At 44.7% G+C, this 25,792-nt stretch carries 21 protein-coding genes; 8 read left to right on the top strand and 13 right to left on the bottom strand.

Annotation, left to right across the window (positions count from 1 at the left end; genetic code table 11):
• Positions 1-100: 100 nt before the first annotated feature.
• The 4 genes from IOD06_RS07300 to IOD06_RS07285 all read right to left on the bottom strand — a co-directional run bounded on the left by IOD06_RS07300 (position 101) and on the right by IOD06_RS07285 (position 8,271).
• Entirely contained in the window at positions 101-1,915 is a 1,815-nt protein-coding gene (locus IOD06_RS07300; RefSeq protein ID WP_194620225.1) for an efflux transporter outer membrane subunit, read from the bottom strand.
• Positions 1,915-5,145, bottom strand: a complete 3,231-nt coding sequence (locus IOD06_RS07295; protein ID WP_194620223.1) for an efflux RND transporter permease subunit — start codon at positions 5,143-5,145, stop codon at positions 1,915-1,917. The genes IOD06_RS07300 and IOD06_RS07295 overlap by 1 nt, the downstream gene beginning before the upstream one ends.
• A 35-nt stretch (positions 5,146-5,180) precedes the next feature.
• Positions 5,181-6,584 carry an efflux RND transporter periplasmic adaptor subunit gene (locus IOD06_RS07290; protein WP_194620221.1) on the bottom strand — a complete coding sequence of 468 codons (1,404 nt, stop codon included), beginning with the start codon at positions 6,582-6,584 and terminating at the stop codon, positions 5,181-5,183.
• A 661-nt stretch (positions 6,585-7,245) separates the two neighbouring features.
• A complete protein-coding gene (locus tag IOD06_RS07285; RefSeq protein ID WP_189584189.1) occupies positions 7,246-8,271 on the bottom strand; it encodes a polyprenyl synthetase family protein in 1,026 nt (341 codons plus the stop codon).
• Between the two features lie 568 nt (positions 8,272-8,839).
• Here IOD06_RS07285 and rplU point away from each other — a divergent pair.
• The 3 genes from rplU to lolA all read left to right on the top strand — a co-directional run bounded on the left by rplU (position 8,840) and on the right by lolA (position 10,575).
• Positions 8,840-9,151, top strand: coding sequence for a 50S ribosomal protein L21 (rplU, locus tag IOD06_RS07280; protein ID WP_010199185.1), 312 nt, complete (start codon positions 8,840-8,842; stop codon positions 9,149-9,151).
• A 91-nt stretch (positions 9,152-9,242) separates the two neighbouring features.
• The gene (gene rpmA / locus IOD06_RS07275; protein WP_010199200.1) at positions 9,243-9,500 is read left to right on the top strand and encodes a 50S ribosomal protein L27; all 258 of its coding nucleotides are present in this window, start codon (positions 9,243-9,245) and stop codon (positions 9,498-9,500) included.
• A 373-nt stretch (positions 9,501-9,873) separates the two neighbouring features.
• The gene (gene lolA, locus IOD06_RS07270) at positions 9,874-10,575 is read left to right on the top strand and encodes an outer membrane lipoprotein chaperone LolA (protein ID WP_194620219.1); all 702 of its coding nucleotides are present in this window, start codon (positions 9,874-9,876) and stop codon (positions 10,573-10,575) included.
• Between the two features lie 140 nt (positions 10,576-10,715).
• Here lolA and scpB read toward each other — a convergent pair whose 3' ends face one another.
• The 9 genes from scpB to mrdA form a co-directional block, all read right to left on the bottom strand.
• A complete protein-coding gene (gene scpB, locus IOD06_RS07265; RefSeq protein ID WP_194620217.1) occupies positions 10,716-11,261 on the bottom strand; it encodes an SMC-Scp complex subunit ScpB in 546 nt (181 codons plus the stop codon).
• 25 nt (positions 11,262-11,286) lie between these two features.
• The gene (locus tag IOD06_RS07260; RefSeq protein ID WP_194620215.1) at positions 11,287-12,120 is read right to left on the bottom strand and encodes a ScpA family protein; all 834 of its coding nucleotides are present in this window, start codon (positions 12,118-12,120) and stop codon (positions 11,287-11,289) included.
• Between the two features lie 5 nt (positions 12,121-12,125).
• Positions 12,126-12,719 (bottom strand): O-methyltransferase, encoded by a 594-nt coding sequence (locus tag IOD06_RS07255; protein ID WP_194620214.1) that lies wholly within the window; start codon positions 12,717-12,719, stop codon positions 12,126-12,128.
• 27 nt (positions 12,720-12,746) lie between these two features.
• Entirely contained in the window at positions 12,747-13,847 is a 1,101-nt protein-coding gene (locus tag IOD06_RS07250; protein ID WP_194620212.1) for a tryptophan--tRNA ligase, read from the bottom strand.
• Positions 13,848-13,968: 121 nt separating this feature from the next.
• The gene (locus IOD06_RS07245; protein WP_194620210.1) at positions 13,969-15,060 is read right to left on the bottom strand and encodes a lysophospholipid acyltransferase family protein; all 1,092 of its coding nucleotides are present in this window, start codon (positions 15,058-15,060) and stop codon (positions 13,969-13,971) included.
• A 238-nt stretch (positions 15,061-15,298) separates the two neighbouring features.
• Positions 15,299-15,685 (bottom strand): 30S ribosomal protein S9, encoded by a 387-nt coding sequence (rpsI, locus tag IOD06_RS07240; RefSeq protein ID WP_010199221.1) that lies wholly within the window; start codon positions 15,683-15,685, stop codon positions 15,299-15,301.
• A 10-nt stretch (positions 15,686-15,695) separates the two neighbouring features.
• On the bottom strand, positions 15,696-16,124 hold the full coding sequence (gene rplM / locus IOD06_RS07235) for a 50S ribosomal protein L13 (protein ID WP_010199223.1): 429 nt from the start codon (positions 16,122-16,124) through the stop codon (positions 15,696-15,698).
• Positions 16,125-16,337: 213 nt separating this feature from the next.
• Complete coding sequence (gene rsmD / locus IOD06_RS07230; RefSeq protein ID WP_194620209.1) at positions 16,338-17,030, bottom strand: 16S rRNA (guanine(966)-N(2))-methyltransferase RsmD; 693 nt, start codon at positions 17,028-17,030, stop codon at positions 16,338-16,340.
• A 28-nt stretch (positions 17,031-17,058) separates the two neighbouring features.
• Positions 17,059-19,038, bottom strand: coding sequence for a penicillin-binding protein 2 (gene mrdA, locus IOD06_RS07225; RefSeq protein WP_194620207.1), 1,980 nt, complete (start codon positions 19,036-19,038; stop codon positions 17,059-17,061).
• A gap of 477 nt (positions 19,039-19,515) precedes the next feature.
• Here mrdA and IOD06_RS07220 point away from each other — a divergent pair, with 477 nt between their 5' ends.
• From IOD06_RS07220 to ccmI, 5 genes are all read left to right on the top strand, one after another.
• A complete protein-coding gene (locus IOD06_RS07220; RefSeq protein WP_010199226.1) occupies positions 19,516-20,850 on the top strand; it encodes a membrane protein in 1,335 nt (444 codons plus the stop codon).
• Positions 20,851-21,194: 344 nt separating this feature from the next.
• A complete protein-coding gene (locus tag IOD06_RS07215; RefSeq protein WP_010199227.1) occupies positions 21,195-23,225 on the top strand; it encodes a heme lyase CcmF/NrfE family subunit in 2,031 nt (676 codons plus the stop codon).
• 1 nt (position 23,226) lies between these two features.
• On the top strand, positions 23,227-23,865 hold the full coding sequence (locus IOD06_RS07210; protein WP_194620205.1) for a DsbE family thiol:disulfide interchange protein: 639 nt from the start codon (positions 23,227-23,229) through the stop codon (positions 23,863-23,865).
• A gap of 20 nt (positions 23,866-23,885) precedes the next feature.
• Entirely contained in the window at positions 23,886-24,482 is a 597-nt protein-coding gene (locus tag IOD06_RS07205) for a cytochrome c-type biogenesis protein (protein ID WP_194620433.1), read from the top strand.
• The gene (gene ccmI / locus IOD06_RS07200) at positions 24,479-25,759 is read left to right on the top strand and encodes a c-type cytochrome biogenesis protein CcmI (protein ID WP_194620203.1); all 1,281 of its coding nucleotides are present in this window, start codon (positions 24,479-24,481) and stop codon (positions 25,757-25,759) included. The genes IOD06_RS07205 and ccmI overlap by 4 nt, the downstream gene beginning before the upstream one ends.
• Positions 25,760-25,792: the final 33 nt, after the last annotated feature.

The raw sequence follows: 25,792 nt of genomic DNA, 5'->3' as shown, positions 1-25,792 counted from the left end.
TGATAAAAGCAAAAAGCCCTACCAAGTCGGCAGGGCTAATGGTACTTATCAACTGTCAATACAAGGATACTGTGATGTAACGATTTTAAGATCGAACCATTTAAGGCTCAACAATCTGCGTGACCGGCACTTGCTCAACACTATTTTCATTGAAACGCGTCTCTTCGGTAATCACACCCACTGCAGCATCTGTTTTACCATCGCTATTGACATCGACGATAGCAGTCGGCTCAAAGGTAGTGGTTTCTGACGGCTGCGCTTGTTTGATTGCGATGGCTTCTTGTACAGACGCCACACGTGCTGAGCTCGCTGCATCAATCGCGTTAGCCGCTTTTACCTTGTTGCTATAGGCAGGTAGGTTAACGACCTGAACCAAGTTGGTATATTGCGGCACAGGGATGACCGTTGGCACATCAAGGTTAGCACCGCCACCGAGCGCTTGGTACAACTCAATTTGGCTGACAAGTTTTTGTAGTTCTAAATCCAAAATTCCCTGCTGGGTTGAGAATAACGAACGCTGGGCATCGAGGACATCTAGATAGTTGGAGACACCCGCTTTAAAGCGTGCATCGGCAATTTGATAGGTTTGCTCAAAGTTATCTTGTAGGCGATACTGAGATTCTAACTGTTCACCCAAGGTGGCGCGTGTCGCTAGCACATCTGACACTTCGCGGAATGCGGTTTGGATAGAGCGCTCATAACTCGAAAGCGTCTGCTCACGCTCGATTTTGGCCACATTATATTCAGCATCCAAACGTCCTGCATCAAAGATTGGGACACTAATACTTGGGCCAAAAGACCAGCCGACTGCACCGCTTTTGAACAGATCATCTAAGCTACCGCTACTGACACCAACACTACTTGCTAAGCTAATGGAAGGGAAGTAAGACGCACGTGCCACTTCGATATTGGCACCCGCAGCTTTTAGGTTGTATTCCGCTTGTAAGACATCAGGGCGATAGCGTAACAACTCACTTGGTAAGCCGGCATTAAAGAGTTGCTGGCTAGTAATATTGCTGACTGCCGGTGTTGGAATCAACTCGTTTGGAATAGAAGCGCCAATCAAATATTGCAAGGCATTACGTGAGGTCAAGATACTGCTTTGTGCCCGTAATACGGCAAGCCTAGCATTTTCTAAAGAAGCACTGGCTTGCAATGAAGGCAGTTTAGGATCAATGCCTGCCTCAAAACGTTTGCTCGCAATAAACAATGATCTGTCACGACTCTCAACAGTAGCTTCTGCCAGCTTAAGCTGTGCCAAGCTATAGCTTAAATTGGCATAGCTTTGGGCAATATTACTGATTAGACTAATTTGAGTCGAATCCTTCGCGGCTGTAGTCGCCAAAAAATTCTGCAACGCTTGATCTTTTAGGCTAGAAATCTTACCCCAAAAATCTAGCTCGTAGTTGGCCAATCCTAGGTTGACGTTATAACTACTGTTGGGGTTTTTGTCAGTTCTATTCTGTGCCTGGCGCGTGTAGCCGCCACTACCATTGATGGTTGGCAGATCGTTAATATCGGTGATTTGATATTGCGCTCGTGCTTTTTCAATGGCTAAACGGGCACTTTCAAAGTCTTTATTGTTCTCAAGTCCTAAAGCAATCAGCCCTTTTAGACGCTCATCGCTGTAGAAATTTTGCCAGCGTTGACCCGCAATACTTGGCTGTGAGGCGTTACTAGCCGTTTCCTTGTCGAACGCCCCGTAGGCTTGTTCAATAGAGATATTGGGCTCAGCAAGTACAGGGCGAGTATCGGCTTTTGGAATGGTGTTACAAGCCGCCATACTCATCGCTAAAGCAGTCAAGCCGATTAAACGACCGCTGTTCTTGCGCATGCGTGATAGAACTGGGCGCGCAAGGGTAGCAGAGGCTACCACCGCTGTAGTATTGGTTGTACATGTTTTTTGAGCACTCATTATGTATTGTCTCCAAGGCTTGCAGGCTGATAACTCTCTGAGGGAGTTGGGTTCTGAGGAGCAGGCGTACCATTGTCGCCATCGCCTTTATCATTTGGCTTATTGTTGTCATACTTGTGAGGGAACACACTGCGTATCCAAATGTAGAACATCGGGATAAAGAAGATGCCTAAGAGGGTCGCCGTTACGACGCCGCCAACCACACTGGTACCAATGGCGTTCTGACTGCCTGAACCTGGACCACTCGCCAAGAATAATGGCACAACACCTAGACCAAAGGCAAGTGAGGTCATGATAATGGGGCGTAGACGTTGGCGTGCTGCTGTCATGACTGCCTCTTTTAGGCTATAGCCTTCCTCTTGATGCTCTTTAGCGAACTCAATGATCAAGATGGCGTTTTTGGCCGATAGACCAACCACCGTCAGTAGACCTACTTGCAGGTAAATATCGTTGGCGAAACCTCGTAACCACGTAAATATGACTGCCCCTAATACCCCAAGTGGAATGACCAGTAGGACAGAGAAGGGGATAGACCAGCTTTCATAGAGGGCTGCCAAACATAAGAACACGACTAAGATTGAAAGCGCGTAGAGCATCGGTGCTTGAGCGCCTGACTTTTGCTCTTCTAGTGACATACCTGTCCACTCGTAACCGATACCTTCAGGTAGCTTCTCAATCATGGCTTCCATCGAGCTCATGGCTTCACCAGTACTTAGACCGGGCGCAGCACTACCTTGGATGTTCATAGACGGTAAACTGTTGTAGCGGGTCAGACGTGGTGAGCCTGATTGCCATTCACTGGTCGAAAAAGCATTAAATGAGATCATATCGCCCATTTCATTTCGCACATACCATTTACCAATATCATCAGGATTGGTACGGCTACTCGCTTCACCTTGAACAAAGACGCGTTTAATACGGCCACGATCAATGAAGTCATTAACGTAGCTTGAGCCCCAAGCGGTTGAGATAACGCTATTGATATTACCTAATGACAAGCCATAAGCGGCGGCTTGCTCTTGGTTGATATTCACCTTGAGCTGCGGTGAGTCTTCCTGACCGTTAGGACGTACACCAGCGACTTGATCGTTTTGCGCTGCCATGCCTAGCAGCATGTTTCGTGCTTCAAGTAGCCCATCATGACCAAGGTTACCATTATCTTGGAGCATCAAATCAAAACCACTGGCGTTACCAAGTTCGGTAATGGCTGGCGGTACAATCGCAAAAACTTGCGCTTCATTTAATTGGGTAAAGAAGTAACCCATTGCTCGACCAGCAACAGCCTGAGCAGTGTTCTCATCACCGGAACGCGCTTCCCAATCTGACAGGCGAACGAATGCCAGTCCCATATTTTGCCCTTGACCTGCAAAGCTGAAGCCTGCAATGGTAAAGACGGAGGCAATGTTATCGGTTTCTTGAGTGTCGTAATAGTTTCTTACTTTATCGAGCACTTCTTGTGTTTCATCTAACGTCGAACCGGCAGGAAGCTGAACCAAAGTAAACATAATACCTTGATCTTCTTCTGGTAAAAATGAGCCGGGAATACGTAAGAATACCACCACCATGACGCCAATAATGGCCGCATAACCAATCAAATATAACCATTTGAAGCGAAAGCTTTTACCGACAAAGCCTTCGTATGAACGACTAAGCTTAAAGAATGAGCGGTTAAACCAGCCAAAGAAGCCTTTTTGTTTTTCTTCATTGCCTTTTTCATGGCTCTTACCACGTTTTAATAAGGTCACGCATAGCGCAGGGGTGAAAACAAGGGCGACAATGGCTGATAACACCATAGCAGTAATCAAAGTAATGGAGAACTGACGGTAAATTACGCCCGTTGAACCCCCGAAGAAGGCCATCGGTACAAATACTGCTGATAGAATCAAAGCAATACCGATAACAATCTTACTAATCTCACCCATCGATTGAATGGTCGCGTCTTTAATAGAAATATGAGGATCTTCTTCTAAGATACGTTCAACGTTCTCTACCACAACGATCGCATCATCGACCAGTAGACCAATGGACAGTACCATCGCAAACATGGTCAGCACGTTGATACTAAAGCCCGCTACATAAAGCACTGCGAACGTGCCCAATAAAACGACAGGTACGGCAAGCGTCGGAATAATAGTTGCACGCCAGTTCTGTAAGAAAATGAACATGACGATAAAGACCAACACAATCGCCTCAATGAGGGTCATGACGACTTGTTCGATAGACAAGCGTACGAATGGCGTGGTGTCATAAGGAACAACTGAGGCTAGACCAATTGGGAAGTTTTTTTCTAGCTCCGCCATACGTGCGCCAACGGCTTCACGAGTCTCAAGCGCGTTAGCACCACCTGCGAGTGAAATACCCAAAGCAGCAGCTTCTTGACCGTTATATAGCGATACTACACTATAGTCTGCACTACCGATTTCGACATCTGCCACATCGCCTAAGCGTACTTGGGCGCCTGAGGTATCTGTTTTTAACAGAATATTTTGGAATTCTTCAGGTGTTTGTAGATAGCTTTGCACTGTAACGGTGGCATTGATAACCTGTTGGTCGGTATCAGCAGGTGCTTGACCTAGCTGACCAGCAGATACTTGCGCGTTCTGCGCTCGTATTGCATTGACGACATCAGACGGTACCATGTTATAGCTGCGTAGGCGTGAAGGGTCAAGCCATACACGCATCGCATAGGTAGAACCGAAGACTTGAACTTCACCCACACCTTCTACACGACTGATCGAATCGACGACATTGGAGTTAATGTAATCGGCAATATCCGCTCGATCCATAGTGCCATCTTCAGAAATAAATGCTTGCACCATCAAAAAGCTGCTAGACGATTTATTGACGTTGACGCCCTGACGCTGAACAGACTCAGGCAAGGAGCTCATCGCTGCTTGCAGTTTGTTCTGTACTTGTACTTGTGCGGTATCAGAATCAGTACCATTCTCAAAGGTAAGCGTCACTGAGGCGCTACCATTTGACGAGCTCGATGACGACATATACATCAGACCATCGAGACCCTTCATACGCTGTTCAATGATCTGTACGACTGAATTCTCGACAGTTTGTGCGTTAGCACCAGGATAGCTGGCACTGACTGAGATGGTCGGTGGTGCAATACGTGGATACTGTTCGATCGGTAGGTTAATAACCGATATCACCCCGATGAGCATGACTAAAATAGCCAACACCCATGCAAAAATAGGGCGATTAATAAAAAAACGTGACATAGTATATCCCTAAGTCTTCCTATCTTTGAATGGAATTAGTTAGCAGTGGTTTCTGTAGGTTTCTTAGCAGAAGTTCCGTTACCAGCTGGCTTATCCACCGTTTTTGCAGCTTGCTGAGGCGTTTTGGCGTTTGGCGTGCCTTGTCCTTTTGCAGATGGTGCTGGATTGGCGCTTTCTAATGGCTTAGCGACTACCTCTTGATCAGGTTTGACTTTTGAGCCACCAATAATCACGACCTTATCACCTGCTTTTAGACCGTCAGTAACTACCCATTGTCCGTTATAAGTACCATTAATAGTGACTGGACGTACTTGGATTTTATTGTTTTCATCGACGATATAGACTTGCGTCTCACTCTTAGGCGTACGTGACACTGCGCTTTGCGGCACTAGCGCAGCATTGGTAATGACGCTTTGGGTCAAGCGTGCAGTGACATACATACCCGGCAGCAAGATGTTATTGCTGTTTGGGAAGATGGCACGTAAGGTCACAGCGCCTGTTGACGCATCAACCTTTGCTTCAGACAATGCAAGCTTGCCACGTACAGGATAGACTGAGCCATCTTCTAGAACCAATTCAACCGAGTTCATACCGGGCTGTGCTTTGCCTTCAGATATTTGCTGGCGTAATTTGAGCAGCTCAGACGATGATTGACTGATATCGACATAGATAGGGTCTAGACGCGAAATCGTTACCAGTGGATTGGCTTGACTGGCGCTTACCAAGGTACCCGCAGTCACATTCGAGCGCTCTGTGCGCCCTGAGATCGGTGCCCGTACAATCGTACGGTTAAGATCTAACGTGCTGGACTCCAATCCTGCTTGAGCCGTTTGGATACCCGCTTTCGCACTTTCAATACCTGCTTGCGTCTGACCAACGGCTGCACGCGCACTTTCTACTGCAGCTTGAGCTGTACGGACTTCTGTCTGTGCTTGATCGTATTGTTGTTTAGAGATAGCGTCGATCTCTACAAGACCTTGTAGTCGCTGAAAATCATTGACCGCTTGGGCTAATGAAGCTTGGCGACTGCCCAATTCAGCTTTGGCATTGGCGTTATTGGCCAGTGCAGTCTGATAATTGGCTTGAGACTGAGCAACTGCTGCTTCACCGCTGGTGATAGAAGTGGCATAGTTATCAGTATTGATACGATAGAGAGGCTGGTCTTTTTTGACGTTACCGCCCTCACGGAACAGTACCTCGTCAATGACGCCATTAACTTGTGGACGAACGTCAGCGGTTTGATAGGCGGCAGTGCGTCCAGAGAATGTTTGTACTTGGGGTACGGTATCGAGAGTGACAGTCTGAACGTTGACAACCGCAGGCGGCATCTGCTGTTGTGCGGCATCTGCGCCAGCGGCGTCCTCGTTTTTGTCACAGCCAATCAGTACAGCTCCAGATAGTACAGATGCTATTACAAGCGCAAGAGTAGAGTGCTTCATCAATGTCCTCGGCAATAGGTATAAAATAAATAGTGACAGTATAAAAAATTTATAAGTAAATAAATCTTAACATATGAAATTTTAAAGGTATTAAATGTAGGGGCAGTCTTAACGCTAAGTACATGCCATATCTTGCTCAGATCACTATCGATAACATCAGTTTTAATAGAACCAATTTTAATATCACGTAATGACTAGAATGCCCAGTTCTTACGTTTGTATGATGAATCATGAGGCAAGATTTTTAGCATCATAGATGTAGGCAAGCCACAGAATTGATTAGTAAATTTAATCAGTTATTATAAACTAATGGGGTTACCCCACAGTCAAGTACTTTAGGAGAGGGAAGGCGGCAAAAAGCGGCAATATTACGTTTTATGAATAAAAGAGATGCCGCTATAGTAAGCCTCACCTCAGTTAACCGCTAATAGGGCGACATACAACCTACTATCAAAACATATTGTAAACTTTTGTTATATTTATAAACCACATAATCATTGAGGCTTTTAAACGATGAAAATTTGGGTTTGTAAACAAAATAACGAATTTATCAACTACTAATTATGACCATAAAAATAGCGCTCAATAGTCTCTAATATGCATAGATCAGTATCACAATAGAAACGTGAATCGAGACTAACAACTGTTAAAAACGATGCTGCTACACTAAACGTGCGCTAGCAAGCTCGGTCAGTTGATGCAAACCTTGACGATAGCGATTGTCTGGTAGCGTGCTCAGTGCTTGTTGCGCCAATTTGGTTTCTTCCAAAGCACGCTGTTTGCAATAATCTAATGAGCCTGAGCGGCGCACCAACTCAATAAGCTGTTCAGCGTTAGGCGTTTTCCCAGTTTGTACAGCAATGCGGAGCTGCTCATAGCCTTCTGTATCGCTGTTTTTTAGCAACTCAAGCGCTTTGATCGTTGGTAAAGTAGGTTTGCCTTCAGCAAGGTCGTCGCCTAGGTTTTTGCCCATCACTTCACTATCGCCACTATAATCAAGCACATCATCGATAATCTGAAAGGCATTGCCAAAGTGTTGACCAAAATCACCCAACGCCGTCATATATTCTGTTTTATCTTGCAAGATAGCGGCACCTTGGGTCGCCATCATAAACAGACGTGAGGTTTTGCCATCAATAATGCGTAGGTAGTCTTCTTCTGTCGCGGCAGGGTTATGCTGATGCTGTAACTGCAACACTTCACCTTCAGCAATATCACAAGTACCATCCGAGAACACTTGCAACAATGGCAAGCTTTGAAAACCGACCAAAAGATTGAAGGCGCGGGCAATGAGGTAATCACCGACCAATACTGCGGTGGCATTGTCCCATGTGGCATTCGCCGTTGGCTTACCGCGGCGCTGTCCTGACTCATCAATGACATCATCGTGGACGAGGGTAGCAGTATGCAGCATCTCAGTGATGGCAGCTAAATGCATGGCTTTTTCTGATGGATTGTCATTGAACATGCGGGCACATAATAAGGTAATCAGTGGACGCATACGTTTGCCACCAGCATTGATTACATGCTGCGAGACGCTCATGACGAGCTGTACTTTTGAGTTGAGACTACCAAATACTTGCTTGTCCATCACCTCAAAATCATCAGCGACGATACTTTGAATATCAGCATAGCTAGGCATGGATTGAGTCATAGAAGAGGTATTAGTTGAAGAGGTAATAGTCATAATAAATAGTCATATTAATAAGAATAAAGAGAGTTTTTATAACCTTGACTTTATCTATCTATAGGTAAGGTATCGTTTTGCTTATAATAGCATAGCTGTACGTTTAAATTGTGGGTTAAAGTATAAAGCAGAAGTAGATCAAAAGTGTTTTATACACGCTTTACTGCGCGGGTTAAGAAGAATAAAAACTGCAAAAACCTTTTATATTTTGGATATATGTTCTCTAGCTTATTTAAAATTTTTTAATCACATAAATGACTCATAAAAGGCTGTAAGTAACTGATTGCATAAGTTATAATAACCGCTGTTGGGCTTAATCCATCATTCGTCATTATTGTTTTGTATGCTCATATTAGAATTGTTGTCTATGACACTCTTATAATAAGCAGTAGATATAGCAGGATGAGTGATTATCATTAGTGTAACCACCTTACAAAAACAAGAGGCGCGGCTTGCTTTTATGAGCAAAAAGCCGTAAAATCTTGCCTTTAATTTTTCCCTGTCGTGTTCGTCGTAAAAGCGTTGGTATAACATCAGCCACGGCACACGGGTTAAACGGAGTCATACAATGTACGCAGTAATCAAAACTGGTGGTAAACAGCACCGTGTAGTCGTCGATGAATTGCTTAAAGTTGAACTACTAAAAGCAGAAACTGGCGCTACAATCAAATTTGAAGACGTATTGATGATTGTTGACGGTGAAACTGTCAAAATCGGTCAGCCTATCGTTGAAGGTGCTAGCGTTGAAGTTGAAGTTGTTGAGCATGGTCGCGGCGAAAAAATTCGTATCGTCAAGCACAACCGTCGTAAGCATTATCACAAAGAGCAAGGTCACCGCCAATGGTATACCTTGTTAAAAATCAAAGCCATTAATGCCTAATTACCCATTTAGCAATTATTGCTAAACAGCGCACTAAATGCTTAAGAGTTGTCGCATTAGCGATAAGTCACATTAACAAGGAGATTTTCTCATGGCACATAAAAAAGCTGCCGGCTCGTCACGTAACGGTCGTGATTCAAACCCAAAAATGCTCGGCGTAAAAATCTTTGGCGGTCAAGCCATCGTCGCTGGTAACATCATCGTTCGTCAACGTGGTACAGAATTCCACGCAGGCGAAGGCGTTGGCATGGGTCGTGATCACACTTTATTTGCACTGAATGACGGTGTTGTAAAGTTTGCGACCAAAGGTAAATTCAACCGTCGTTATGTTATGGTTGAAAGTGCATAATTGCCCATCTGAATTATTTTATTCTCTGTGAATAAAATAATCTGATGACTAGAAAAGCCTCTATTACCGTATGGTAGTGGAGGCTTTTTTATATCCATACTTTATAGTAGGTTTGTGTTCTTGAGCCATCAAAGCCTTTAAAACCCTATCTAAAAACCTTGACGTCCTGTGTAACAGAGTTGGTTACAAGCGTGTATGGCAGGCGTAGTAATGATTGCAAATCATGACTAGGCGCGTAATGAAAAAACTGGCACACTGTGCGCATTGCTTAATGACACTGGTTTTATCTGGTGAGTTAAACATTATCGAAAACAAAAAATTTAATAAGAACATTTATTTTTTAGCGATTACGCACTTTAAGAGAGAATTGATAATGACTTTACTAAACAAACAAACGATTGAACAGACAACTACTCTAAAACAAAAAATAATGAGCGGTGCTTTAGCGGGCATATTAATGACTTCGCTTGGTGTTGCAGCGCCTATGATGGCACTGACTCAGTCTGCTACCGCCGCGCCGGCTGACAATTTAACAGCAGCCACGCGTCTGAATAAACTGTTAACAAACACAAAAAGCATGACAGCCAACTTTAGCCAAACGACTAAGGGCGCTAATAGCGGTACGTTCAGTGGTACGATGAGCGTCCAACGTCCAAATAATTTCCGCTGGGAAACCAAGTCACCGTCAGAGCAGCTGATTGTGGCAAATGGTAGCTCGATGTGGGTTTATGATAAGGACTTGGAGCAAGCTACTAAACAAAACGTAGACAGCCAAGTGGGCAATACCCCAGCACTATTATTGTCAGGTGATCCAAGCAAAATTGATCAAAGCTTTAAAATCACCCAGCCGTACGACAACAAAAACTATTATGTGCTGTATCCAAAGTCAGATAGTGCCAGTTTTAAGAGTTTATCAATGAGTTTTAGCGGTGGCAAACCAGTGATGATGGTATTAAATGATACTTTGGGTCAAACCACTTCTATCAAATTCAGCGGTATCAAGCTGAACCCAAGCATCAGCAGCAGTCAGTTCAAATTTACTCCGCCAAAGGGTGTTGATATTATTAATCAGTAATCAGTAATCAGTAATCAGTAATCAGTAATCAGTACTGCTAATTGATGACACACTCAAGCTGTATTGGTTTAAACCAGTCAGCTTCGAAAAAAGGACAGACCTAATGAGGTCTGTCCTTTTTTTTCGAAACCATATAAACATTAGGCCATGGTCTTGATGGCTGCCATATCTGGCATTGGCGGTAACTCATCTAAATCACTCAGTCCAAATGCATCTAAGAATTGCGCAGTGGTATGTAGCAATGCTGGTCGACCCAAAGTCTCTTTATAGCCCTTCTCTTCAATCCAACCTTTATCAAACAATTGGCGCAATATATTGCTCGATAGTGTGACACCGCGCACGTGCTCGATATCACTGCGGGTCACTGGTTGTTTATAAGCAACCACACTTAAGGTTTCAAGTAGGGCTTGGCTCAGTCGCTCTTGGCGTTGCGGGAACACGCGCTGGATTAAGAAGCTGTAGCTATCTGCGATTTGCAAGCGATAACCACTGGCAGTCTCATGTAAGCTAAGGACGCCCGTATCTAAGCGTTGTCTTAGTAGTTCTAAGGCTTGTTTTAGCTCTTTACTAGACAACGACAGGTGCTTCTTTAAGGCATTAGCAGGGAGTGGTGCTTCAGATGCATGCAACAGCACTTCGATATGCTTGCTTATCTCTTCAAGATGTTGACACTGAATATCTGTCATTAGAAAAGCTCTCTTTTGAAAGTCATTAAGCCAACCACTGTAAGGTCAATGGTCTCATTTGCTCGTTTATAGCAGATTGACTCGTAGCCATTGAGGTCTCATCACCGTCAAAAGCAGAATTTACCACAACACCAACTAGTTGCCGCTTCATCAGCTCGAGCACGGCGACAAAGCTGACTACTACACCTATCTTACCTTGCGCTTTATCTAGTAGCTCATAAAAGGAGCGTGCACCATCGGTACTCAGCTGTCGACTAATACTGGCAATGCGATCAGCAAGTGGAACGGTATCGACCTTGATGGAATGCATTTGATAGTCTGGCTGTAGCTGCATTTTGAACAAGCTATCAATCAATAAATTCGGTGAGTAGTTCGGCAGCTCGGCATTCATGATGTCTTGACTGGGCATACTGACCATCGCCAAGAACACATCACGCTCAAGACGTACCAGACTATCCAAGCGCTGACTGGCTACTTTAATTTGCGCATACTCTTCGAGGCGCTCAATCAGCTCAGCTTTTGGGTCGCGCTCATCGGTAGGCGTTTCGGGTTTGGGTAGTAACAGCTCGGTTTTAATCGCAATCAACGTTGATGCCATCAATAGATAATCACCGGCCAACTCAAAGTGCTCGGTATCTAATTCGCTGATGTAAGCCAAGTATTGCTCAGTGATAGGCAGTATTGGCATTTGCGTCAGATCAACGTTGTTTTTTTTGACCAGATATAATAAAAAATCTAACGGTCCAGCAAACTGCTCTAACCAAATAGCAAATGCTTGTGGTGGTACGTAAAGATCTTCTGGTAGATGCTGTACGGATGTTTGGTAAATGCGAATAGCAGTAGTATCAAATATATCCATAATGCTTAAGGTTCCTGACGTACTGCCATAAATAATCCCGCACCAATATCTAAAGTATGACAAATATAACGAGGATTATTGATAAATTCTGCTAGGAACTCACAGACCTCGTCACTATGAGAGAGGACATTATCTACAATAAGAACATTGCCAACACTTAATACTTTATGTAGACGTTCGGTGTAATTGGAATAAAACTGACGCTCTGCATCTAGAAATACCAAGTCAAAAACATCTTCAGTCTTGCTCAGAAAAACAAAGGCGTCTTGCACGATGAACCTAACCAAAGACGATAACCCAACATTTTGTAAATGCTGCTTAGCGGTGTTGCTGCGGCTTTTGTCTATATCCAATGATATAAAATCAACATTAGACTGGTGGCGTAGACCATAAGCAAGCCATAATGTAGAAAACCCAGTTGAAGTACCAATCTCCAGCACTTTATGGGGCTCTCTTATCATGGCAATACTGGCTAGAAATTTAGCAGAATCTGGTTCTACATGACGATGACGATTAAGTCTATTTGCTTGCTCAGTATCATATAAAGACTGACAATAAGACAAAAAATAAGTACGTTCAAAACCTTTATGCATCGACATTAATAATATCTACCAATACTTTATTTATTACTTAAGTTTGGCAAGTGGACGAATACCAATGGCGCGGCGAGTCTTGTCTAACTGTTTACGGCTATGGCGACGGGCTTTTTCTGCCCCCATTTGTAAGATTGCTTCCAGCTCTTTTGGATTTGCCATTAGCTCTTGGTAACGCTCGCGAAATGGGGCAATCTCAGCATCTATTTTATCAAATAATGCTTGCTTGGCATCACCCCAGCCAATACCAGCAGCAAACTGTGCACGCATGTCGGCGATTTCTTGCGGCGTAGCAAAGGCTTTATAAATCTCAAAGATAGCAGAATCGTCAGGATCTTTCGGCTCTTCAGGCAGCTGCGAGTTAGTGACGATTTTCATGATGGCTTTGTGCATTTGTTTTTCGGCACTGACTTGTAGATTAGACTCACCAAATAGCGGAATAGTGTTGCCATAGCTTTTGCTCATTTTGCGCCCATCAAGACCAGTCAATAGCGGGATATTGTCGTCAACGACTGCTGAGGGTAGGGTGAAAAGCGGTTTGTAGCGGTGGTTAAATGTACCGGCAATATCACGTGCCATCTCAATATGCTGAATTTGATCACGACCAACAGGCACATGAGTGGCATTAAACATTAGGATATCTGCTGCCATCAGCACTGGATATCCAAACAGCCCCATATTAATACCTTGATCAGGATCAACGTCTTCTTTTTCCATATTGATATCGACCGCTGCTTTATAAGCATGAGCACGATTCATCAGACCTTTGGCACATGAACAATTTAAAATCCAAGCCAGCTCTGATATTTCTGGTACATCTGATTGACGATAAAAAGTCACACGTTCAGGGTCTAGACCACAGGCAATCCAAGTCGCGGCAATGGCTTTGGTCGACTCATGGATGACGGCAGGGTCGTAACAGCCAATAATGCCATGATAATCTGCTAAAAAGAAAAATGCTTCGTCATCACTGTTTTGGATAGACTGAATTGCTGGACGAATAGCACCAACGTAATTGCCTAAATGTAGCGTACCTGTTGGCTTGATACCAGTTAAAATGCGTTTGGCTTGCGTTGAGCTATTAGATATTTGGCTATCAGAGGTCTGATTATCAGAAGTACGATTGTTACTCATGGGAAATCCATTATTTGGTTTATCAAATTATTATAAATTTATGGTTAGTTTTGCACAGTTAATGGCAAAAATATTAGCCTCAAAGTATAGCAAATTTTACTTATATTTTTGGGAATAAAGTCTACTTATAGATATTTGTGCGACCTGTCGGCCCATGTTTAAAGCGCCGATGAAACCACATCCACTGGGTGGGATCGATACGAATGAGTCCTTCTAAGACTTCATTCACCTGAGTGGCGTCAGCAACCTCATCATTACTTGGATAATTATGCAGCTCAGGCGTAATCGTCAGATGATAATGCGGGCGTTTGCCACTCGGCAAGTTATCTGGCGTTTGCCGATAGGTATGCAATGCCATGACAGCAGGCGGGTGCGCCTTGCTGCCCAATTTTGCCATACGTCTTGAGGCAGTGATAGTGGCTGCAGGCACACCAAAAAACGGTGCCATGACACCTTGCTTGAGACCATAGTCTTGGTCAGGAGAATACCAAATGACATGCCCAGCTTTAATTGAACTCACCAAGCTACGCATGTCACGACTGGAGATTTGCTTGCCGAAGATATTGGTGCGACCGTTATAAATAAACCAGTCGAGTAGTGGGTTATTCTGTGTACGATACATACAGTCTAAGGCAAAAAATTGCGCGCAAAACAATCCACCCAAATCAAGCATCGTATAATGTGCACCTAGTAAAATGACCGGACGATTTTCGTTTTGAGCATTAACTAAATGTTGTAGTCCTGAAATAGAAACGGTGCGAGTAAAGACATTTGGACGGAACCAAGCACACAAGGTTTCAAATATACCGATACCTTGATTGACAAAGACTTGCTTTGCCATCAGCTCACGTTCAACTTCCGGCTTTTCTGGAAAGGCCAGTTTTAAATTAATGAGCGTATCACGTCGCCGCGAGCCTACAACTTTGTAAAACAAGATACCCACTTTACGCCCTAGCCAAAACTGCCAGCGTAGCGGTAGATAAATCATGGGCAACATCATCAAGAACAATAGCCAAATTGCCCAATATTTAGGCGATAAGAACTGCCATTGAAAGGGCTTTTTATCTGCTCGTGCCGTACGTTTATGAGTTTGGGTAATCGTTGGCGTGCCGACAGGAATGGCGGGTGACTTATCCGACCGCTGCATACTCAGTGGTGGTATGCTGTTTTTTGCTGGCGGTTTGCTGGGGTCGTATTGTTCGGGCGCTTTCATAATGTCCTTTTGTAGCACTGTTTATAACGTCGGAGCTAATGACAAAAAGTTATTATAATGATGGGGTAGTCGCTACTGGTTTGCAAGCTGGTTTTCGACACTTAATGAGCAGCCATAAAAAAACCTCATAAACTGTGACCAGCTTATGAGGTTTTGCAAATCTATTCTTTTGCTTAATAGTGTTAAATCGACTCTGAGAAAAAGGCGATAACCACAAAAAGCAAAGAAGTAGCTTTGATTAACGTTTCGAGAATTGTGGACGTTTACGTGCTTTACGTAGGCCCAATTTCTTACGTTCAACTTGACGTGAGTCACGAGTCACAAAACCAGCTGCTTTTAGAGCAGGTTTGTTGGCTTCGTCAAGCTCAATCAATGCACGCGTGATGCCGTGACGGATTGCGCCAGCTTGACCACTAATACCGCCGCCTTTTACAGTGATGTAAAGGTCATAAGCAGTAGGGGTGTCAAGTAATTCTAAAGGCTGACGAACAACCATGCGCGACGTTTCGCGACTGAAATACTCATCAAGTGGTTTGCCGTTAACAACAATGCTACCAGTACCTTTCGCTAAAAAGACACGAGCGGTAGAAGTTTTGCGGCGACCAGTTCCGTAATTGCGTTCCATAAGTATATCCTTAGATGTCTAGTGCTTTAGGTTGCTGTGCTTCATGTGGATGTTCAGTACCCGCATAAAGTTTCAGCTTCTTGATCATCGCATAGCCAAGAGGACCTTTTGGAAGCATACCCTTAACCGCTTTGTGTAGAACATCTTCAGGCTTATGTGCAAGCAGTTTACTGAAGTTGGTTTCTTTGATACCACCTGGGTAGCCACTGTGACGATAGTACTTTTTATCTTGCGCTTTTTTACCCGTTACCGTGATTTTGTCAGCGTTGATGACAACAATAAAGTCACCAGTGTCAACGTGCGGCGTAAAAGATGGCTTATGCTTGCCACGTAAGCGAGTAGCGATTTGAGTGGCTAAGCGACCAAGGGTTTTGCCGTCAGCATCTACGACATACCAGTCATGGGTCACTTCAGCTGGTTTTGCACTTAGTGTTTTCATGATAAAACCTTAAAATTAGAATTCGTTGAGAGTTTAGCTGGGAAAACGGGGCTCTCAAAAAACAGACTGCACATTATAAGCAGTAGCGCCTACGCTTGCAAGCTGCATTGGGGTTTATTTTCGCCTTATATACATTAAACTGCAGCGTTGGCCAGTTTTTTAGCGGTTTTAAACATTTTTAAAATTTATTAACGGCTTTCATTAACCCGACAATTATGACGATGATAGGCGAAAAAGTCCAGCAACAACTTGTCCAACTTTGGTTTGTTTTAAGCATTCAAAGTTAATTGGTTGCTGAATAAAAGATGGTTGAGTCACCATACTATTATTAATAGTCTCTTCTAACTGCTCCAATTGTGTCGCTAAGTCTCTGTCCGCTTCTAAATAAATAAGCGTCTCGGTGCTAATTAATGCTTGGGTAATAAGCGTCGCTAGAATAGGCTGCCATAAATCCTCAGCATAAGGCGGATCGATAAATACGATATCGAAAGGGCGCGGGACGATATGACTTTGCATCAATACTTGCTCTGCTGTGCCATTGATAATTTGATAGGTGTCAGCGTTGAGCCGCAACTGCTCAGCACTTTGGCCTAGCATTTGACTTTGCCCACGATTCATCTCAATAAAGGTGCAGTGTGCTGCGCCACGAGACAACGCTTCAAAGCCTAATACGCCGCTACCAGCACAGCTATCAAGTACGTATGCACCATGGATGTCGGCAAGTAGCCAATTGAATAGGGTCTCCCGCAGGCGATCTGGTGTTGGGCGCAGACCTTCAGCATCAATGAAACTGACGCTACGACGTTTAAATTGCCCACCGATAATACGTACCTGACCGGCCGTCGATGATTTTTCCTGATGAGATGTTTTCTGTTTGGTATTACGCGATGCTGCTTTTTTTTTCATGGCCACTATTCTTTTTCTGTATTGGTTTTTATTCGGTCGCTGTCGTGGTTTCGGCTTGTGCAGCTACCTGTTCTGCTAGTGCCTCTTCTTTATCGCGCAGGGTGTCACGCATGATTTTTTCAAAGGCTTTTTGACGTTTGATGATTTTTAGCTCATCAGCAGAGGGTGGCAGAATAGGATCGTTTTTGCGTTGTAATACCCAATAGTCAAATAGCGCGCGACCAATAGGTGCTGCCACGGCACTACCGCCGCCGCCGTTTTCGACCAACACGGCAAGGGCGATTTGTGGGTCTTCTACTGGCGCAAAACCATTGAACCACGCATGATCCCAGTGGCGTTTGTCTATCGCAGACTTATCATAACGTTTGCCTTGAGCGATGGATTTTACCTGTGCTGTACCAGTCTTGCCCGCGATACGATAGCGCGGGGTATAGATACCGCGTCCCGTGCCATCTTTAACCACACTTTCCATTGCATCGTGCATACGCAGCCAATCAGAGGGTTTGCCGTTATAGTCAATTTTGCCATCGGGTTTGGTGATGACATTGACCGCTGCCGCACCATCGCTGCTTTTTAATAGATGCGGGGTGATATGATAGCCTTTGTTCGCAGTCATCGCTGTCGCATTAGCGATCTGTAGCGGCGTTGCCAAGAAATACCCTTGACCGATACTGACTGAGATGGTTTCACCAGGTAACCAGCCTTTATCGTAAGTGTCTTTTTTCCACTTAGGCGAAGGCATAATGCCTGACTTTTCATTGGGCAAGTCAATGCCTGTCTCTTCGCCAAAGCCAAAGCGTACCATCCAATCATGCAGACGTTGAATGCCCATCTCGTAGGCCAGTTTATAATAGTAGGTATCGACTGACATCACGATGGATTTTTTGAGATCGACCGTGCCGTGACCACCGCGTTTCCAATCGCGAAAACGGTGTGAGTCTCCAGGCAGGCTAAAATAACCGGGATCATAGATGGTGGTGTCCCAATTGCGTAAACCGTAATGAATTCCGCCTAGGCCTTCAAAGGGTTTAATGGTAGAGCCGGGCGGGTAGGTGCCTTGTAGCGCTCGGTTGTAGAGCGGCTGGTCTAGGTCTTCTCGCAGAGAGCCATAGTCTTTAAACGAGATGCCAGAGATAAAAGGGTTGGGATCGTAGCTTGGATTACTCACAAAGGCTAATACGTCACCGTTTTGGGGATCTATCGCCACAATAGCACCACGACGACCATCGAGCTGCTGCTGGGCGATGGTTTGTAAACCATAGTCCAAGCTCAAGGTAATGTCATTCCCTGCAATCGGTGGCTTGGTGTCTAGTTGGCGGATGATGTTGCCATGGGCATCTGTTTCTACCGATTGGTAGCCCGGTTGCCCAAGTAAGATATCTTCATAAAAATCTTCGATGCCGATTTTGCCAATCAGATCTGTACCCGCATAGCGATCTTTGTCAATGCGCTTGGTTTCTTTATCATTGATACGACCGACATAACCAATGACATGGGCAAATAGTTCGTCATAAGGATATGAGCGTGTGAGCTTACTCTGGATGGTTACGCCACGAAAGAAAGGTTTGCGCTCACTGAACTGAGCCAATTGCGCTTCGGTTAAGTCGATTTTGACGGTTACCGGATCATTTTTGCTTTTGCTCAGACGTGCCAAAATATCCGTGATGTCTTTATCAGTAAGCTCAAAAATAGGCGCGAGCAAATTTAAAGTGCGTTCTGGGTTTTCCACTTCATCAGGGCTTAGCATGGCAGTAAACACGGGCTGATTGTCTGCCAAAATCACACCATTCCGATCATAAATATAACCACGGCTTGGCGGCGCAGATATTAGCTTAATGCGATTATTGTCTGCCTGTGTGGTGTATTTATCATGAGCATAAACTTGCAAATAACCATAGCGTATTAGCAAACCACTCAGACCCAAAAATATTAACAGCCCAAAAATAATAATTCGGTGCGCAAAAATACGGTTGACCTGTTCGGTGTCGGAAGCTAGCGGTTTATTCATAGAAAATCAGTACTCAGGCGGTCAGAGAAGCATTGGAAATGGAATAAAAGGGCAGGGAAGTAAGCCAAAACGCGATGAATATAAAAGATAAGATAAAGGATTTCAATCACATACAGTATTATGAGTAAGCATTGGATTGCAAGGGGTGGTATGCTAGGTTTCGCTGCAAATTAAGCACAAATTATAACAGAACAAACGCGAGGGCGCAGTACTCAGCCATTTATTTTGTTGTCATAATACGCCACACAAGCGATAGACCATATTAATATTTTTTCTACCATCAGAATCACATAAAATATGTCATCTTTAGTCACAACTTGCTTCTGGTCTACATGTGCTAATAAACGGCAAGTATGCTAAAATCAGGCGATTTATTTTATAGTAGTTATTTGGGCGGAACGTCTTTTTAAGCGTTCTCAACTTGCTAAGCGTATTTCATTAGCAACGACAACCATCACGTCAGGGACACAGAAAGTCATGGACGCAACTTCATTGTGGCAGACGATAGCTGAGCACCCAGAGTTTTTTGCCATGCTGACCATTCCACCAGTGACGGCATTCGTCACTTGGATACATGTATGGATGGCGCTCAAAATGCTGTTTTATCCGGTCAAGTTTTGGGGTATTCGTATTCCGAACTTTCCATTTTTTGGTCTACCGGGTATCGGTTGGCAAGGTATCGTTCCGCGAAAAGCGGGCAAGATATCTGGGGTGATTGTAGATCAGACGCTCTCCAAATTGGGTTCGCTTAATGAGTTTTTTAAGGCGATGGAACCTGAGCAGATGGCAGTATTCATCACTGATACGGTGGATAAAAATCTTGAGCCACTGATTGATGAGATTATGCTGGATCACTCGCCAGCACTATGGGGTAATTTGCCTTATGCGTTAAAGCGTCGCGTCTATGCTCAAGCGCACAAAGAGCTGCCTAGTATCATGCAGTCGCTCGTGACGGATTTGACTTATCATGTCGAAGACTTGGTCGATATGCGTAAAATGATCGTTAATACGATGGAAAATGATCGACGCTTAATGGTCGATATGTTTTTGAAGGTAGGCCAAAAAGAGATTAACTTTATTTGGCATATCAGTGCGTTGATTGGACTGGTTTTCGGTATTATCCAAATGTTTATATTTTTGGTGGTGCCGCAGCATTGGACGGTGCCTTTTTTTGCCGCTATTTGGGGGTTTCTCACCAACTGGATTGCCATTTGGATGGTATTTAATCCAGTGCAGCCACACTTTATCCCTTATGTGAAGTTTTTTGCGCTGCAAAGTCGCTTCCCGTTTATTAGGCCACAGCTGCCGCATATTGGTCAGTATCGTTTTCAGGGTGGTTTCATGAAACGGCAAGAGGAAGTCTCTGAAGTTTTTGCTGAGATTGTGGTAAAGGATTTGGTCACGCTTGAGAACATCATGAATGAGATGATGTATGGGGATCGTGCTGTGCAAACGCGTGAACTTATGAAGTCGCACCTATATGAAGTGCTGGAATCTCCTGTCATTAGCACAACCTTGCGCGTAGGGCTTGGTCGCCGTGAGTATGGACAGTTAAAAAATACTATCATTGACAAATCTATCGTTGCTACTATGGTGCCACTGCGAGATCCTGAGCTGAATGAAAGCCGCGCTAGTAAGATATTTGGGCTGTTTCGGGATCGTATTCGTGCGCTATCGCCAGATGAGTTTCAGAATTTATTACGTCCGGCGTTTCGTGAAGACGAGATGACACTGATCGTCTTGGGCGGATTGACTGGATTTTTGGCAGGTTGGTTGCATTTGGTATTGGTGTTTTTCCCAGCGATGCAGTAGTAGAGCAATGAGTCAAAACTTTTAAAAGCTTTCTAAAATAATATAGTTAACAATATTAGAGCGTGTTGAAGATTCACAGAGCATTCATAATGTAGTCACTGCTATTGCCAGTGCTATGGTTGAGTGCTCGACATGCCCTAGTTTAAGCCAGCTTCTTTGTATTAATAATTCGTATTAATACATCACGATAATAGTAGCGGGTTTTATGGGCTTCTATAGCCACTAAAACCTCAGTTTTCAACCGTAAACCATGACCAAATAAAGGATTATTTAGTGTTTGCCAGTGGCTAACCATGCCATCGGTGAACCTTTAATTGTATCCAAGGTAAACAAGGTTAGACCGTATGTTAATCACAGAATTGGGTTATTTTGCCTTGCTGATCGCTTTCATGTTGGCGATTTTGCAAGTAGTATTACCAACCATTGGCGTTATGCGTGATCACGTTGCTTGGCAGCGTTTGGCGCCAAGTTTGGCGTGGGCACAGTTTGCCGCAATGATTATCTCGTTTGGCGCTTTGATGGCAGGCTTTTATTATAATGATTTTAGCCTAGTCTACGTCAGCCAGCACTCTAATACTTTATTGCCTTGGTACTATAAGCTATCAGCGACATGGGGCGGGCATGAAGGGTCATTGTTGCTTTGGATGACCATCATGGCCACTTGGTGTGCCTTGGTCTCTTACTTTAGCCGTGGTCTGCCGCTATCTATGCGCGCGCGCGTACTGGTGATTTTGGCTGGCGTACAGATGATGATGCTGGCGATGCTGATTTTCACCTCATCGCCGTTTGATCGTACCCTGCCGAATTTGCCTGTTGATGGTGCCGATTTAAACCCGGTTCTACAAGATTTCGGTCTGATTATTCACCCGCCTATGCTGTATATGGGTTATGTGGGTATGGTGGTGCCATTTGCGTTTTGTATGGCTGCACTGTGGGAAGGGCGCTTGGATGCCGTTTGGACACGTTGGTCGCGTCCATGGGCACTCGCTGCTTGGGGTTTCTTAACTATTGGTATCGCGCTAGGCTCTTGGTGGGCTTATTATGAGCTTGGCTGGGGTGGTTGGTGGTTCTGGGATCCAGTAGAGAACGCCTCACTGATGCCATGGCTTGCTGGTCTTGCTTTATTACATTCGCTAGCAGTCACAGAAAAGCGCGGTGTCTTTAAGGCTTGGACGATTATGCTGGCAATTTTTGCCTTTGCCCTCAGTCTGCTTGGTACTTTCTTAGTTCGCTCTGGGGTCATTACGTCGGTACATTCGTTCGCAGCCGATCCAACTCGCGGTCTGGTTATTTTAGTTATTTTGGGTGTGATCGTTGGCGGTGGTTTATTGATGTTTGCTATCCGCGGCTGGAGCTTGACGGTTGAGAGTCAGTACCAGCTCATCTCGCGTGAGTCATTCTTAGTTATTAATAACGTCATTATTTTGATTTCGACCTTGGTGGTGCTGCTTGGTACGCTATATCCTATCATTGCTGATGCCTTTAATTTAGGTCAAGTGTCCGTTGGTCCTCCTTACTTCAATGCGCTGTTTGTGCCTTTAACGTGGTTGTTATTAATTGCAATGGGTATGGGCTCCAATATCCGTTGGAAAAAAGACAAGCGTCCATTACTAGGCGTTGGTATGGTCATTGCGGTTAGTAGTCTGGTGCTTGCGGCCATTATTACCTACTTTGTCCATCCCTCTTCTATGCTCAATATTGGCGTTACTTTGGCGGTTAGCTTTTGGGTATTGTTCTGGATGGTGGTCGACTTCAAAGACAAAACCAAAAATGCACCGAGCCTTTTAAAAGGCTTAAGTCAATTACGTTTGAGCTACTGGGGTCAGCAAACGGCACACATTGGCGTCTTAATAGCGGTTATCGGTATTGCCTTTACTAGCAGTCTGAGTATCGAGCGTGACGTGGCGCTGGGACCAAACGATAGCGTCCACGTGCAAGGCTATGACTTTACCGTGAAAGGCTTTAGCGAAGTCAAAGGCAGTAACTTTGATGCGACACAAGCCGAGGTATTAGTAAGCAAAGACGGTCAAGATGTGACTACCTTGTACCCTGAAAAGCGTAACTATATCATTAGTATGATGCCGATGACTGAAGCGGCGATTGATGCCAGCCTCATGCGTGATGTTTATGTGGCACTTGGCGAACCGATTGCTAAAGACAGCAACCAATGGGCGGTACGCATCTATGTGAAGCCGTTGATTCGTTGGATATGGCTTGGTGCTATTATTATGGCTCTAGGTGGGCTGCTAAGTATGTTAGATAAGCGCTATCGCATCAAAAAACCTAAGACTGTCAGCCAAAATGTGATTAATGCTGCAGGTTTTGCAACAGTAGCAGATGTAGAAGTACCAGCAGCAAAGATGGGGGACAAATAGTATGACTAGGTCAAATAATACCTCTAATCAAAACGGCAACAAGACCATAAATAAAAAGCAGCTAAAGATATGGTTTGTCATTCCGCTCATCGTCTTTGCAGGCTTTGTGGTTATGCTCTACATGCGCTTAGGTCAGCCGACTGAGATCGTGACCAATACCGCGCTTGAGCGTCCAGTACCTGCTTTTGAGCTGCCATTGTTATCCGATACTAGCCGTATTATGACCAATGACAATCTGCCTGATCAGCCGTTTTTGCTAAATATTTGGGGTTCTTGGTGTCCCACTTGTATTATCGAGCATCCTTTTTTAATGCAGCTAGAAGAGCGCGGTGTCAATATCGTTGGCGTCAACTATAAAGATGAAATTGGTGATGCCCTCAGCTACCTCAACCGTGGTGGTGATCCATTCTCGATGTCTATTCAGGATTTATCGGGACAGTTTGCTTTAGACTTAGGTTTGACGGGTGCGCCTGAGACTTTCATCGTCGATGGTGAAGGAGTGATTCGTCAGCATATCATCGGTGAGATTAATGAGAGCAATTGGCAAAGTCGTATCACGCCTTGTCTCATGGTACTCAACGAAGCCAATAAGCGTAATGTCAGTCCTGACGCTACTCAGGTCAAGGAGGCGTGCAAATGATGACGATGTCTATAATGACTATGCTTATAAAGCACATGAAGGCTCTGAGCACGACATTCGCCAGCTTTATATCTGCCTGTTTGTTAAGTATAAGTCTTGCTATGGGCATAAGTATGACCGCTTATGCCGCCATTGACGTTTACGACTTTGACTCTATACAACAAGAAGCCCAGTATCGTGGTCTCATCGAAGAGCTGCGCTGTCCCAAATGCCAAAATCAAAACCTTGCAGGTTCTGATGCGCCAATTGCCCAAGACCTAAAGCAAAAAACCTACGATATGGTCAAAGATGGTCGTAGTGATACCGAAATTCGCAGTTATATGCAGGAGCGCTATGGTGACTTTATTAGCTATAAGCCACCTGTCCGTCCTTCGACGTGGATACTATGGTTTTTCCCGCCTTTATTACTGGTGTTTTTAATTGTTGGTTGGTTTTGGCAGAGTAAGCGCCATCAGCGTATTGCCAGTGGTCAAAGTGGAGTGACGATGGACAGTAGCGCGGCTGCGTTGACGGCAGCAGAACAAGCTGAACTTGATCGCCTGTTATCACGCGCCGATAGCAATAATAGCGTCAATAGAACGGATCATGACACCACCAGCCTCGAGGACAAAAAATGACCCTATTTTCTACCGTTGGCTTATTCATTGCTCTAAGCTTATTTATCGCTTTGATCCTTGGTGTTATCGCCATCATGCCGTGGTTAAGAGCCTCACGCGCACCAGATAAACCCGTGGACAATCAGCTACTCGATATCAATATCGCTGTCTTTCGGGCGCGCCTAGCAGAGCTAAAATCGGATAAGGATGCTGGCACGATTGATGATAGCCATTATCAAACCCAAAAGCTTGAGCTTGAACGTCAGCTTTTAGATGCACAGCGCGTTGTAGCACCGATGGTCGTACCGGGTATCAAAAGCCGATTGATTATTATAGTTTGGGTGCCGGTCTTGGCGGTCATGGCATATCTGATGATCGGTGATCGCACGCCTGTTTTTGAGTTGTGGGCTGCCGAGGATAAAGTCGGTCAAGTTGCTGATGATTTACTCACAGGTAAGATTGACCAGCCGCCAGCATGGGCCATTGAAGATGGGCAGCAGCTGATTAGCGCTATGCAAACCAATGTCTATCGCCACGCTGATGACTACAATCGCTGGATGCGCTTATCAGAGTTGTTCTTATCGTTAGAGGCGACGGACTCGGCATTAGAAGCATTGTCGCGCGCCTATCGATTGTCGCCAGATAACGAAGAGATTGCGACGACGTACGCACAGATTAGCTTCTTTGCCAATAAAGGGCAGTTGGATGATAATAGTCGTCGTGTTTTGGAGGCGGTTTTAGCCAAAAATCCACAGCATGAGGGTGCGCAAATGCTCATGGCAATGGGTGAGGCACGCAGTAGTAACTTTGATCAAGCACAAGGCTGGATTAAGCGTTTGCGCGCTAGTATTGCGGCCAAGCCTGGGGATCATACACAAGCGCTGGCCAGTTTGGACGAGTTGAGTGCTAATGTGACGACTCAGCAGCAACAAGCGTCTGAAGGTATCGACGTCACAATAACGATCAACGCCAGTTTGTTACCGCTGGTCAAAGGCGATGATGTTTTGTTTGTAGCGATACGCGATGTCAAAGGTGGTCCGCCGTTTGCTGCTAAGCGTTTGCCAATTAGCGTGATTAAGCAAGGTGAGGTCAATATCAGTCTAAGCGATCTTGATGCCATGATGCCGACACGAACGCTAAAATCTGCCCGTGCAGACAAAATACAGTTGGCCGTCATTGCCCGCATTAGCCATAGCGGCAATGCCAGTGCAGAGTCAGGTGATTTATCGGGTAATCCTGTGGTGATTAGCGCTGAGCAAAATCAGGTCAACGTTGATATCAATCAACAGGTTCCTTGATATAATTCCCTCACACCATCAGTTTTTGATCCC

It is taken from the genome of Psychrobacter sp. N25K4-3-2 (genome assembly GCF_015351755.1).
Classification (GTDB): domain Bacteria; phylum Pseudomonadota; class Gammaproteobacteria; order Pseudomonadales; family Moraxellaceae; genus Psychrobacter; species Psychrobacter glaciei.
Note: the sequence above shows the minus strand (reverse complement) of the source record. Positions and strands in the feature narration are given on the sequence as shown.